This is a genomic window from Anaerophilus nitritigenes (assembly GCF_004138215.1).
Classification (GTDB): Bacteria; Bacillota; Clostridia; order Peptostreptococcales; family Thermotaleaceae; genus Anaerophilus; species Anaerophilus nitritogenes.
Window position 1 is genome coordinate 1 of record NZ_RYYS01000105.1, and the last position, 14,540, is coordinate 14,540.

Genomic DNA, 14,540 nt, shown 5'->3' on the forward strand with positions numbered 1-14,540 from the left:
ATTCTATTTCTTTCAATTCTTCTACTGTTACAATTTAACCTAAACATGAGATGTATTGAAACTGATAAAAATCTTTTGGATCATAGTTTTTAAGCTATTTAACCTAAACATGAGAAGTATTGAAACCATCAAAATCTCTTTCAGAAATTCCGCAGCATTCACGGAATCAAAGGGATAGGTATAACGATTTTTCATTGATTCTTAAATCAAAATAAATGTTTAAATAAAATATATTGAAATATTTGTTAATCACAGACAATCATTTAATATAAGTATATTTTGTATTGAAAAAATATTAACTTATAGTAGATGATATGAATGTGATTTTTTTGTTTATTAAAATATAAAAATAGATATTGCATAATACGAAGGAAAATGTAAAATTAAGTTTTAATTTGATAACAAAGTATAATATAATAAAATTATCTAATATTAACAAAAATTGTAATGTATAAATGAAAGGAAGTGGATTGTAAATGTGTAAGGATGATTCAACATATATATTTATAGATGTGTCTAAAAAACAATCATTTATATATAAAAATAATAAGTTAAAAGATAATGTTTATAATTCAGTAATTATAAAAGCTATAACAGAAACTTTAGAGGAAGAAAACATAAAGGATTTATATATAAAATTTAAAAAAGAAATAATATCTTTGAAATATGAACTAGATGAACTTAAAAAAGAAGGAAAAATAATAGAGACCATGTATTCTGGTGGAGGAAATAGTATTATCAAATTTGAAGACGAAAAAACTGCTATACAATTTATTGAAAATTATTCTTTGAAGATTTATGAAAAATTTCCACAACTAGAACTTTATATAAGCTATGTAAAGGGTAGCGAATTTGATATGGATGAAGAAAAAATTCATGAAGAATTACATAAAAGAGCAGATAAGCTTAAAGATGCTAGAAGGGGACAAATAAAAAGGTTGACTTATGGTGTTGAGCAAATAGATGAATTAGGTTATCCAAAACAAAATTCAAGTGAGAAAAAATGTGTTAAAGAAGCTAAAAATTTTTTGCAATCAAAATTAAAAAATGATTTAAATGAAAAAAATATAGAATTTACATATGAACTTGAAAGTTATAAAAAAAACAATAAACCATTTAAAGAAGATAATACAGTTAATAAAAATTACATGGGAGTAATAGCTATTGATGGCAATAAAATGGGAGAATTAGTAAATGCAATAAAAACTATGGATAAAGAAAAGTCATATTATTATTATTTAAAACAAATGAGTAAAGAAATAAGTAAGGTTTATTATGAATCTGTAAAAAATGCAATATTGACTGTTGCTAAAAAAAGAAATGGGATTATAATAACTCCAATTGTGTTAGCAGGAGATGATATTTGCTTAATAACACAAGGAACTATAGCAATTGAATTAGCAGCAGAAATTATCAATCAATTACATATTCGATCAGATACATCTAAATTGGATAAAGAAAGCATATTAAAAAAATTGATGGAGAATAAAAATATAAAAAATTTAACGGCAGCTGCAGGTATTTGTATAGTCAAACCAGGATATCCATTCTTCGAAAGTATAAAAATAGCAGAATCAAGACAAAGTTCTGGAAAAACAAGTATGCATCAAATAAAGACAATAGAAACCGATCAAGACAATAAGACAGATGGTCTTAGAGTAGCTAATGTATCTATGATTGATTGGGAAATAGTAAAAGGCTCTAATAAAGAAGAAATTGATTATCTTGAATATATATCAGAAGGATCAAAACTTAAAACGTATCATATTAAACCACTTTGGATAACTACACAAAGATATAAAGGAAATAAGTTTTATAACGAAGGGACATTTTTATATGAAGGATTTAAAAATATTGTAGAAAAAATTCAAGAAATGAAGAAAAAAGAAGAAATAAGTTCATCAGAGTTACAAAATATAAAAAATGCCATGTATTCTGGGGAGAAACAATATGAATTAGTTTTTGATATGCAAAAAACAACAGGTATAAAAAACTTAGAAACAATGATAAATCAAGAGTTGAATCAAGAAAATTCATCTGTTGAAAAAAGATATTGTATATTTAATAAACAATGTCAAGAAGATGAGAAAAAAAATGAGAGTATTTATATATTGAATGATATAATAGATGTTTTAGATTTTATGGAACCTGTAAAAATGGGAGGGGCAGAATGAATAAGAAACTAAAGATTATTTTAAAATCTGAAGCGATATTTAATAGTGGAGAAGCTGAAAGTAATATGGTTCATATAAAAGCACTTACTGATGAATTTGGATTTGTTTATTTTCATAGCAAAACACTAAAAGGACAATTAAAAGATCATGCTTTTTGGTTGTATGAATTGTATAAATATGCTGAAAAAAAAGATAAGAGAATTGAAAAATCCAAACATTGGCTTAAATGTATAGTGAAATTATTTGGAATTACAGAAGCTGAATTGAAATATAGAAATTTAGAAGAAGAAAGTAAACTTTACAAATATGTAGAAGGTTCTTTGAAGATTAGCAATTTGGAGTTGGAAAAGCCCGTTAGAGAGTATTTTATAAATTTATTTAAAGAAGATAAACAAAGCAGTTACTATAGATTAACACAAAATGATTTGATACAAGCTCAAACACAAATAAGAACTAGTATAAGATTGAAAGATGGAGTTGCAGAACAAGGAGGATTAGTGACATATCATACCGTAAAAGAAGGATTAGTACTTTATTCTGAATTGAATTTACTGAATAATAAGTCAGATGTAAAAAATGATTTGAAGAAAGTAGAGCCTACCAATGAAGAATGTTGGGAAGTACTCGAAAAAATTGTAAAAACATTTAATAGAATCGGGGCGAATACACATAGAGGAAGAGGTGAAATAGAAGCAGTTTTAGAAAATTAGGTGATTACCTTCAATTAAGCATCTGGTGAAATAGTGGGAGGAGAATTTAAATATGGCTTTTTATATTATAGATGTTGAAAATCTAGAGCCACTAAAAATAGGGGCATCAGGAAGTAAAGCAAATCAAACAGAGGCTACACTTGAGCATATACCAGGATCTACATTAAGAGGAGCAATTGTTAGTAGAATTTTCAATAAGTATCCTAATTTGACAGAAACTGAACAAATAGAGATCTTGACTAAAATTAAGTTTTATAATTTGTATCCAGTAGATAAGAAACAGCAAATATATGTTCCTACCCCCAAAAATTTAAGAGTAGATAAACATATATGGAGAAGTCAAAAAAATAAATTTGAACAATATAAGAAATTTAAAGATATAGAAAATAAGATTAGTTGTCAAATTGATAATCTTATCGAACCCAAAAATGATAATTTAGAATATGATAAAGAAGATAGTACAACAAAACAACCTGCTAAAAATAATATAAGTTATAATTTTGTAATGATAGGAGAGTCACTAAAAGGAATCAATATAAAGAAAACTTATAAATTACACCACGATACAAGAAAAAACAGAAACAATAATACAGAAGAAAAAGATAACTTGTTTAGGTATGAATCTATTGACAAAGGACAAAAGTTTAGAGGTTTTATAAAAATTGAAGAAAATAGTTCGTGTTTAGACCAAAAAATAGAAGCTTGCTTTGGATACAGTGAAAATATTTATTTGGGAGGATCTAAAACAACAGGGTATGGGCATTGTAAGTTTAAAATACAAAAGATAGATGTTACAAGCCCTTCACAATTTATTTTTAAAAATAATCAAAGAGAACTTGATGATTCTCGGTTAGTTGTTTTGGCTTTGTCAGATTGTCTTTTTAGAGATGAATATGGACAACCAATATCGAAAATTCCTAAAGAAGAGATGGAAAGATATTTTTCAAATGCAAAACTCGAAGATGTGTATTTAGATATAGGACAAACAGAAGGTTACAATTCTAAATGGAGAGCGAGAAATCCAAAGGAAGCAACTATTAAGGCTGGTTCTGTATGGGTATATAATATTGACGCTGAGGAAAAAGAAAAATTTAAAAATAAAATTATTCAATTTGAAAGTATATTACATGGAGATAAAACTCAAGAAGGATATGGATGGTTAGCTGTAAACCTGAAATATCCTAATGAATTTGTATTTAATGAAATAGAAAAATTAAATTTAAGTTCAAAAAAATTAAATCAGATTGGTTTATCAGAGGCTAAAAAGATGATAGAAAAATATCCTTCAATTAAAATTATATTAGACGGTTTAGTTGATGATAGAAAAAAATGGCTTCAAGGCATAATTAAATATAGTATTGATAACAAAGAATCTTCAACTGAAGAAGAGAACCAAAACAAGAACTTGTTTATAGAAGATAAAAGTAAATTAACTCAAAGTAGAAGAAGAAAGATGATGGAGATTTTAAAGGAAACAGAAAATAAGATTATGGAAATTTTCAATGAAACAAAAGAGGCGTTGATAAAAGAGAATTTTAAAATAGAAAGTACTGAAGAAACAAAAAAATATATAGATATTAGAAGTTACATAGAAAATAATGAAATATTTAGTTTTAAAGGAAAAAATTTTAAAAATTGCTTAGAGTATATTCAAAAAGAACTTACTGTTGAATCTGAAGAGGAAAAAGTGGGTGAATACATAGAAATTGATAAATACATAGAAAATCATCTAAATAGTATTAAAGGGATACATTTCTATTTTAAATACCTAGAAAATAATCGATTAGCAAAAAGTTTGTTTTTAAATGAATTATTATATGAATATTTTTATATGACCAATAGATTGAATGATGGGAGGGAATAAAAAGTGAATAATAAAATATTGATATATACTTTTCATCTTATTAGTGAAACAGCCCTCCGAATTGGTGATGGGGAAGATCAAAAGTGTATAGTTAAAAATGCAAAAAATGAACCTATAATATTGGGAACAACTATTGGAGGTATAATAAGAAGTTTTTTAGAAAAAACAACTGCAGAAATTAAAAACATACATGATTTTATGGGTGGAGAATCAGAAGAGAAAGAAAAAAGAGAATTCATAAAAAGTAGTGTTTATATTAGTGATGCTAAAATACCAACCAAATATAAATATGAAGTTAAGGAAGGAACTAAAATTTCTAGTGAATATGGTTCGGCTGAAAAAAACAATAAATATAGTTTGGAATATTTACCCTTAGGAACAAAAGTGAAGTTTAATATAGAAAAGTATATAAATGATGTTGAGGATGAAAAAATTTTTAATAAAATTATATATACTATTGCACAAGGTTTTAAAAATAAAAATATTCGTCTAGGAGGGCATAAAAATAATGACTTTGGACGTATGAAATTAGAAGGTTTAGAAAAGCAAACATATGACTTGTCTACTATAGAAGCTATTGAAGATTATATCGCCAATAGAACTATTAAAAGTGAATATGTAAAAGTAGAAATGTTGAATAAAGATAAAAAAATGGATACATATGCACTAAAAGATAAGTTTCATAAAATCAAATTTGAAATGAACGGAAAATTTGATTATGGGGTATATCAAAACTATAAACTAGATAATGGAATAACAGGAATAAAAAATAACTCTATACCAGCATCGAGTATAAAAGGAATATTAAGAAGTGAAGTGGAAAAAATGATTAGAACGATTAGAGAATCAATGAATGAAGCTTACATTCAAAACAAAATAGAAGAAATATTTGGAGGTAACAATTCTGTTGGAAAAATTTATTGTACAGATGTAAGTATATCTGATAAAGATAATAAAAACATATCACAAGTATTACATATTGATAAAGAGTTTTCAAAAATTGAAGAGGATCCTAGTTATGTAAAGATTGATAGATTGACAGGCGGAACATTTAATCAAGCTTTATTAAAACAAAGAGAAAATAGAGGGATGGCAAAAATACAAGTATCTATGCAAAAAGAATATGTGGTTAAAAATGATTTGGGGAAAGAAGAAATCGTTGATTATACAAATTATATATTTCCTATTCTTTATACGCTTGATCGAATCAAGAAAGGGGAGGTTCCATTAGGGGGAAGAACTTCTATTGGATTAGGAACATTTACTGCGAATGAAATAAAAGTATCTATGGGAGATCATGAAGATTTAGATATAAAAAAGGACTTAGAAGATTACTTTGAAAAATTTGTTAGGTGGTGTGAAAAATGATTACAAGAATAAAAAATGATTATAACATGGAAACATTTAATTTCATAGCCCATAGATTAGACAAAGTGATTGTAGGCAAGATTGATAAAAATGTATCAGAAGGGGAAGAAATAAGAAACCAACTTAAAGAAGAATGGTTACTAGAACTACATATATTTAATGAAAAAAAAGAGATTTTTTATAGAAGGATAAATGGAGGACTAAAACCGTATAAAGTATTAGAGCATGAACAAGATGCTGAGAATAAAAGAATAAAAACAATTGACAGAAATTATATACTAGAAAAACAATTTCAAAGAGAGACACAATACAATATGTTGAGTATAAGAGAGTATATTAAATTAGATCAAGACTCACATTTGCCATATGTAGATAAAACAGTTTTACTAGATTTGATATATGATGAAAACATCAAGGGAGGATTAAAATAAAATGGCAGAAAAAAACAAAAAATTGAAAGAAGTATCATTGCCGTATGATTTTATTCCATTCCCTGAAAAACAAAATTGGTATTATGTTTATAAAGAAAATACATTACCAAAACATAATAAAATAGAAGGTCTAAGTGGGAGAATTGACTATAGTCTAGATCCACAAACAGATATTTCATTGGAGTTTAGAAAAGCAATGGATTATAAAGATAGAAGGTGTAAGCATTATCAAATTAGTGGAAGTTCAATGAAGGGAAAAGTAAGGAGCAATTTGGAGATATTAAGCATGAGTTATCCTTGTATGATTGAAGGACGAAATATGACATATAGAAATCTTTCTGATTCAAAATATAAAGATAAGGTTAATAAAGAAGGAAATATTGAAAAAATCATTCATACAGGATTTTTGAAAAAAATTAATGGAGATTATTATATTCAGCCTGCAATTGAAATTGGAAATAGATGGTTTAAAACAATTAAAGAAGATGAAATTATAGGACACATATCACAAAAAAATTTCAAATCAATTTTTTTATGGGATGATGATAGTAAAAAAGAGTTTAAAGAATTAAGAGGAAAAATAAATAAATATACAGAAAAAATTATTAAAATAAAAAAAGAGTTTAAAAAAGGTAATAAAAGTAATAAGGATAAAGAAATATTTGAAGAAATAATAAAAGAAATGGATGGAATTTTTAAAAAAGATTTTAATTTTGGGAAAAAATTTAATAAAAATAAAAAAGAATTTGACATAGAGAAAGAAGCAAATAATATAAAGAAAGAATTAAGTAGAAAATTAAAAGAAATACCTACTCAAAAATTAGATCTCCAAGAATTGTTTAAGCTGTATGAAGAGAGAATGGCTTTAAAAGCTACCTTATATTTAAGATATCCAAAAATGAAAATGAATCGTGAGTTTCATCCATATCAAAAAAATATATATTATCAATTAAATGAAAATAATGGATTAAAGGTAATAAAAACTGAAGTAGGGTCTAATGAAAAAAATGGACTTTTAAAAGGTTATCTATATAATTCAACAAATGCTAGTTCGAAAAGATCACATTATATTATTGGAGAGGTAGATAATTCTTTTGAATTTATGGAAAATGAAAAAACTAAGAGTTTATTGAAAATAGATGAATCTATTATAGTAGTTTATAAAGACATAATGAAAAATTTCAGAGTATCTCCAAAACGAGGCAATCAAAAAAAGAACCAAACAAATATAGATGATTATCAAAAGGAAATCAAAGCATTTTATGATATATTTGATGAAGAAAATCATAAAGAATTACAAAAAAAATATAAAGAAGGTATTATTGTTTTTTATAGAACTGATGGAGAAAATAAAGTAACAGATATAGGAAGAACTCCTCATATGAGAGTTAGTTATAATAATCAAATAGAAAATTTAATAAACAATACAGAAAATAAAAAAGATGAGTATATTGATTATGCTAGAGCATTATTTGGTTATGCAAATCATGATTTTAAATATGAGTTGGATGATGAAAAAGTCAAATCTATGTCTAATTATAAATCGAGATTAAGATTTTCACATATGGATATTGAAGCCGAAAGTGATCCAGAATTAATAAGTAATTTTACTTTAATGACACCATCTCCTACTGCTTGTGCAATGTATATTGATCAAAAGAAAAAAGATGAAATAGTTACATATGACGATGAAAATGTTAAATTAAATGGTTATAAATATTACAAACTTCTAGATGAACCTATAAAACCAAAACAAGATAATAATAAAGAGAGTTATCAATGTGATAAATTGATTATGAAGAAAGACAATATAAAAAAAATAACTGGAAGTATTTATTTTAAAAATATCAATAAAGTTGAATTAGGTTTATTGTTAAGTAGTTTGGATGCTAATCTTATTAAAGATAAAGTAGGCTTAAAAGATTGTGAACAATTATTTGACAGTATTGGTGGAGCTAAGCCTTATGGTTATGGACGTGTAAAAGTAAATATAGAAAAAGTAATAATAGATTATGATTTAGATTCTAATGTAAAACCTTCAAATATAGAGTTTTGGTTAGGAAAAAAAGAATATACAAAAGAAAATATTCAAGAATGTATAGATTTATATTATAAAAAAAGTATCATTGAAGATAAAGTTTTGGAAGCTTATGTTTGTAGTAAAGAAATAAAGGAAGAACCTAAAATTAATTGGGATAACTTGCAAAACCAGTTAGGAAATCCTGCAGGATATAAAAAAACATGGAAAATTAAAATTGAAAAACCTAAAAAATGTGAAGAAAAGTTGAATCTAGAAAGATTACTAAAGAAATATGGAAGAAAATAAAAACCAAATTCTAAAAAAATAAGGAGATAAAATATCGATGAGTGAAACTGTGAAAGATGAAAAAGAAAAGCTAAAAGAAATAGTGAAATCTAAGATTAAGGATAATTATAAAAATATGGAAAGGGTTATTTGTGGAGAGCTGGAAATGGCTTCAAAACATCCAGGAATAACAGGACATTGTAGAGAAGAATATTGGATAGGTTTTTTTAGAAAAATAATTCCACAAAAATTTACATTAGAAACAGGGGTTATGATTATTGATTCTAAAGGAAATGTTTCTAATGAAGTAGATATAGTAGTATTTGATAATCAGTACACACCTTATTTATTCAACTATGGTAGCTTGAAATTTATTCCTATTGAAGCAGTTTCGATAGTTATAGAGTGTAAAAGCACTAGTTGGACACAAGGAGGATTGGAAAATTGGAGTGAGTCAATTGATGAGTTAGAGGCTGTGCCGATAGGTATATCAAGAATGGTTAATGGATATATAATTGGATTAACTAATAAATCACAACAAAGAACTAGACCAATTAAAATATTAGCTAGTATTCGTAAAAATGCTGAGAATCAAACAATTGAAAATATAAATAAACATTTTGATATTTTGATTTATGAAAGCAAAGAAAAAGATAACGTTAGTTTAAAGGTCAATATCCCTAATAAAGATAAAAGTTTAGGTTGGTGGGGATCAAGATTGAATAATAATACTTCTAGTGATGAAGATGAAGGGTTGGTATTAGAAAATGCAAAAAAGAATGAATATAATAAGCTAAGAGAAAACCAATATAATAATTATATTGATGTTGACGATAACAATGAAAAAGATAAAGTAATATTAAAGAATACTTTAGAATCCCTTAAAATTGAAAACAATCCATTATTATCTTTAAATTTTCAACTGAATCAACTACTTATGCTTATTAATAATCCTATGCTATTTCCTCATTTTGCATATGCAAATTTTTTAAAAGAAGAATCAAAGGAATAGACATACTAACTGTATAATATAAATCAAAACAGCAATAGGTACACATATGCACCTGTTGCTGTTTTATATAGGTGTAAATTTAAAAATTGTTCAAGTAAAATCTTTTAAAGTATAAATTTTACCAGACAACTATGTATTATTTTTGATATAAATATTAGTGTTTGCAATAGATTGTATATATTTTTAAAGATAAAAATTATATAATGAAAATTAGCTGGTAAATTTTTTGTGAAGTATTGAAAAATGGCTACTTATAGTGTATACTGATTTAAAGAAACAGCTATTTTACTAGCATTTAACCTAAACATGAGATGTATTGAAACTCAAATAATGATACCCAATATCATTCCACTTGTTAAATTTAACCTAAACATGAGATGTATTGAAACTACAACTAAGATATTATGAAAATTACACAATAAAATTTAACCTAAACATGAGATGTATTGAAACTAAATTGGTATGACTTGTTGTGCTGGAATAATTACAATTTAACCTAAACATGAGATGTATTGAAACATGCTCTTAAAATGCTCTCTCTATAATGCTCAGTTATTTAACCTAAACATGAGATGTATTGAAACTTTATTCTAGTATTTTGATTGATAGCTTTTGCCAAAATTTAACCTAAACATGAGATGTATTGAAATGACTGCAAAATATAAAGACCCTAAAATAGGGTCTTTATATTTTTATCTATTATAATGAGGAGAGAGGGATTATAAAATATGAAAAATTTTTAATAGAAGTAAGGTCTACGCCAAATTGCAGCTAATGTTAAAAACCATAATAAAAGGCTACTACCTCCATAAAAATATTGTCCTGTTACTTCTTTTTTCATTTGAGGAGGTTTTGGAGAATTTAAGATTCTTCTTACTGTTTCGATTCTTCCTAGGTGTTCTTTTTCTACAAAGCCTTGCATTTTTTCTACAAGCTCTAAATTTTTTATATGTTGACTTAATAAGTCATCAGATACTTGATTTTTTACCATATCTATTTCTCTAAAAATAGCTCGATCTGGAAGATTACCGTATTTTTCCATGAAATTATCAAATTCTTTCATTTGTTCATCTGTTAAAACAAATTGATTCATCATTTGAGGAATATTGTTATTATAATTTCTTCTCATGGATAAGTCACCTCCTTTGCAATACATACTATGTCCAAATTTTAAAAAGGTTCCAAGAAATAAAAAATATTACCTTGACAACATTGTCATATTATAGTTAAAATAGAATATAAAAATAGAAGAATATAAAAACAGTGAAGAGAAGAGTAGTAAAAAAGATCCATCTACAGAGAATTAATCATTTGGTGAGAGATTATTATGGTATTTTTTATGAAAATCATCTCGGAGTTAAAAATCTGAAAACAATAGTAAGATTTTTCGCAGACATGCGTTATGATGTATCAAGTGATGAGACTTTTGTCTTATAACTAGGGTGGTACCACGGATTATTCGTCCCTAAGCATATGCTTAGGGACTTTTTGTATAAAAAGATAAAAGAGAGGATGACGATACATGGAGAAATTTAAAGCTTTATCTGATTTATCTATTGCAGATGTTCAAAATAATATTTCTAATGATTGGGACACACAAGATATTCTTCATAAATGTGTAGAGACAAGAAAAGAAGGTAAGCCTTTTATATTTTATGAAGGACCTCCTACTGCAAATGGAAAACCTGGGATTCACCATGTCATTGCAAGAACGTTAAAGGATTCAGTATGTAGATATAAAACAATGACAGGTCATCAAGTAAAAAGAAAAGCAGGATGGGATACTCATGGACTTCCTGTAGAAATTGAAGTAGAAAAGCAATTGAATTTGTCTAACAAACAAGAAATTGAAAACTATGGAATAGATAAATTTAACGAAAAATGTAGAGAATCTGTATTTTCTTATGAAAGACAATGGAGAGAAATGACAAGAAGAATGGGATATATGATTGATTTAGACAATCCATATATTACTCTTGATAATAATTATATTGAATCTGTATGGTGGATTTTAAATAAATTTTTTAAAGAAGATTATATTTATGAAGGACATAAAATATTACCATATTGTCCTAGATGTGGAACAGGACTTGCTTCTCATGAAGTAGCACAAGGATATAAGGAAATAAAGTCTAATACTGTTATTGTTGCATTTAAAAGAAAAGATCAAGATGAATATTTCTTAGTATGGACAACTACTCCATGGACACTAGCTTCAAATGTAGCATTAGCTGTTCATCCAGAAGAGACTTATTTAAAAGTAAGATCACAAGGAAATATTTATTATGTAGTTAGTCAGCTTGCAAACAAAGTATTAGGAGAAGACTATGAAGTACTTGAAAAATTAAAAGGAAAAGATTTAGAGCATATAGAGTATGAGCAATTAATGCCTTTTGTAGAGCCAGATAAAAAAGCATTTTTTGTAACTGTAGCAGATTATGTTACTACAGATGATGGAACAGGTATTGTTCATATTGCACCAGCCTTTGGGGAAGATGATTATCAAGTAGGAAGAAAATACAACCTTCCAGTAATCCAACCTGTTGATGAAAGTGGTAAATATACAACGACTCCTTGGGAAGGAAAATTCGTAATGGACCCTGAGGTGGATGTAGATATTATCAAATGGCTTCATGCTGAAGGTAAATTATTTAAAAAAGAAAAAGTAGCTCATAACTATCCTCATTGTTGGAGATGTTCTACACCTCTTTTATATTATGCAAAACCAAGCTGGTATATAGAGATGACAAAGTTAAAGGATCAATTAATTGAAAATAATAATACAGTGAATTGGTATCCTGATTATGTGGGGGAAAAAAGATTTGGAAACTGGCTAGATAACTTAAATGACTGGGCATTGTCTAGAAATAGATATTGGGGAACACCTCTTAATATTTGGAGATGTGAATGTGGACACACTACATCTGTTGGATCAAGAAAAGAACTAGTAGAAAAAGCAATAGAAAATATTGATGAGTCTATAGAACTACACAGACCATATGTAGATGATGTTCATTTAAAATGTGAAAAATGTGAAGGTACTATGACTAGAGTATCAGAAGTAATTGACTGTTGGTTTGACAGTGGTGCTATGCCTTATGCACAACAACATTATCCGTTTGAAAACAAAGAAATCTTTGATGAAGAATTATTCCCAGCAGATTATATTTGCGAAGGAATTGACCAAACTCGTGGATGGTTCTATTCACTGCTTGCTATTTCTACTTTTGTCAAAGGAAAAGCTCCATACAAAAATGTATTGGTAAACAACTTAATCCTTGACAAAGAAGGAAGAAAGATGTCCAAATCTAAAGGAAATACAGTAGATCCATTTAAATTATTCGATCAATATGGAGCAGATGTATTAAGATGGTACCTACTTTATGTATCTCCTGCTTGGACACCAACAAGATTTGATGAAGATGGACTAAAAGAAGTGCAAAGTAAATTTTTCGGAACCATTAAAAATGTATATAACTTCTTTACTCTTTATGCAAATACAGATGAAATTAATCCAAAAGAATTCTTTGTACCTTATGAAAAACGTCCTGAACTAGATAGATGGATTTTATCTAAGTATAATAATGTAATTAAAGGTGTGAAAGCTGAATTAGGTGAGTTTGATTTAACAAAAGCAGTAAGAAAAATTCAAGAATTTGTAAGTGAAGATTTATCAAATTGGTATATTAGACGTTCTCGTAGACGTTTTTGGGATACTGAGCTTTCAGAAGATAAAAAGGCGGTATACAATACGACTTATGAAATTTTAGTAGGAATTTCAAAAATGATTGCACCGTTTGCACCATTTTTATCAGAAGAAATGTATAAAAATTTAACAAGAGAAGTTTCTGTACATCTTGCATATTATCCTGAAGTTAGTGAAGAGCTAATTGATGAAAAAGTGGAAAAAAGAATGGATTTAGTAAGAGATTTAGTAGGCTTAGGACGTGCAGCAAGAGAGAAAGAAAAAATAAAGGTACGTCAACCAATACAAAAGATTATGATTGATGGTAAATATGAAAATTTAATTGGCGATTTGGTGCCTTTAATACAAGAAGAATTAAATGTAAAAGATGTAGTATTTGAAAAAGAATTAAATCAATATATGAATTATAGTTTAAAACCAAACTTCAAAGTAGCAGGACCAATTTTTGGAGCAAAAATAAAGCTTTTAGGAAAGGCATTAGGCCAAATGGATGCTTCAGTAGTTGTACCAAAGCTTGAAGGGGGAGAGACTATAGAGGCTATAGTAGATGGAGAAACATTAGAAATTACAAAAGAGCATGTATTAATTACTATAGCTGCAAAGACAGGCTTTACAGTTGAAATGATGAACAATCTATTTGTAATACTAGATACAACACTTACTAAAGAATTAATAGATGAAGGATATGCAAGAGAGTTTATTTCAAAGGTACAACAAATGAGAAAAAATAATGGCTATCAGATGATGGACAAAATTAATATCTTCTTTGATGGAGATGAAGAAATTTCTGATGCTATAAAATTGCACACAGACTATATTATGAGTGAGACATTAGCAGAAAAAATTGAGAAAGTGTCAGATGAAACTTTTGAAAAACAAAACTTAAATGGTCATGATACAGGAATGAAATTAGAAAGAATATAATAAAAAATCAGCCTTAAGGCTGATTTTTTATTATATAGTTTGAGTC

9 protein-coding genes, 1 CRISPR repeat array and 1 other annotated feature are annotated in these 14,540 nt (G+C 27.0%); of the genes, 8 read left to right on the forward strand and 1 reads right to left on the reverse strand.

Annotated elements, in window-relative coordinates; all coding sequences use genetic code 11:
• The first annotated feature begins 476 nt into the window (after positions 1-476).
• From EK368_RS14190 to EK368_RS14220, 7 genes are read left to right on the forward strand one after another with little or no spacing between them, the layout of a single operon-like run.
• A complete protein-coding gene (locus tag EK368_RS14190) occupies positions 477-2,174 on the forward strand; it encodes a Cas10/Cmr2 second palm domain-containing protein (protein ID WP_129600795.1) in 1,698 nt (565 codons plus the stop codon).
• Complete coding sequence (locus EK368_RS14195) at positions 2,171-2,884, forward strand: RAMP superfamily CRISPR-associated protein (protein WP_129600796.1); 714 nt, start codon at positions 2,171-2,173, stop codon at positions 2,882-2,884. Before EK368_RS14190 ends, EK368_RS14195 begins: the two co-directional genes overlap by 4 nt.
• Before the next feature lie 52 nt (positions 2,885-2,936).
• Positions 2,937-4,748, forward strand: a complete 1,812-nt coding sequence (locus tag EK368_RS14200; RefSeq protein ID WP_129600798.1) for an RAMP superfamily CRISPR-associated protein — start codon at positions 2,937-2,939, stop codon at positions 4,746-4,748.
• Between the two features lie 3 nt (positions 4,749-4,751).
• A complete protein-coding gene (locus EK368_RS14205; RefSeq protein ID WP_129600799.1) occupies positions 4,752-6,116 on the forward strand; it encodes an RAMP superfamily CRISPR-associated protein in 1,365 nt (454 codons plus the stop codon).
• The gene (locus tag EK368_RS14210) at positions 6,113-6,547 is read left to right on the forward strand and encodes a hypothetical protein (protein ID WP_129600801.1); all 435 of its coding nucleotides are present in this window, start codon (positions 6,113-6,115) and stop codon (positions 6,545-6,547) included. Before EK368_RS14205 ends, EK368_RS14210 begins: the two co-directional genes overlap by 4 nt.
• A gap of 1 nt (position 6,548) precedes the next feature.
• Complete coding sequence (locus tag EK368_RS14215) at positions 6,549-8,873, forward strand: RAMP superfamily CRISPR-associated protein (protein ID WP_129600802.1); 2,325 nt, start codon at positions 6,549-6,551, stop codon at positions 8,871-8,873.
• 37 nt (positions 8,874-8,910) lie between these two features.
• The gene (locus tag EK368_RS14220) at positions 8,911-9,864 is read left to right on the forward strand and encodes a DUF6602 domain-containing protein (RefSeq protein ID WP_129600804.1); all 954 of its coding nucleotides are present in this window, start codon (positions 8,911-8,913) and stop codon (positions 9,862-9,864) included.
• Between the two features lie 293 nt (positions 9,865-10,157).
• A CRISPR array of direct repeats spans positions 10,158-10,513; the repeat unit is 29 nt; unit sequence ATTTAACCTAAACATGAGATGTATTGAAA.
• A 90-nt stretch (positions 10,514-10,603) separates the two neighbouring features.
• Here the strand turns inward: EK368_RS14220 and EK368_RS14225 are convergent.
• Positions 10,604-10,993: a hypothetical protein gene (locus EK368_RS14225; RefSeq protein ID WP_129600805.1), complete on the reverse strand. Its 390-nt coding sequence runs from the start codon at positions 10,991-10,993 to the stop codon at positions 10,604-10,606.
• A gap of 125 nt (positions 10,994-11,118) precedes the next feature.
• Positions 11,119-11,334 (forward strand) — a binding site (T-box leader).
• A gap of 52 nt (positions 11,335-11,386) precedes the next feature.
• On the opposite strand from EK368_RS14225, the gene ileS reads away from it, so the two are divergent.
• Positions 11,387-14,494, forward strand: coding sequence for an isoleucine--tRNA ligase (ileS, locus tag EK368_RS14230; RefSeq protein ID WP_129600807.1), 3,108 nt, complete (start codon positions 11,387-11,389; stop codon positions 14,492-14,494).
• The last annotated feature ends 46 nt before the right edge of the window (positions 14,495-14,540 follow it).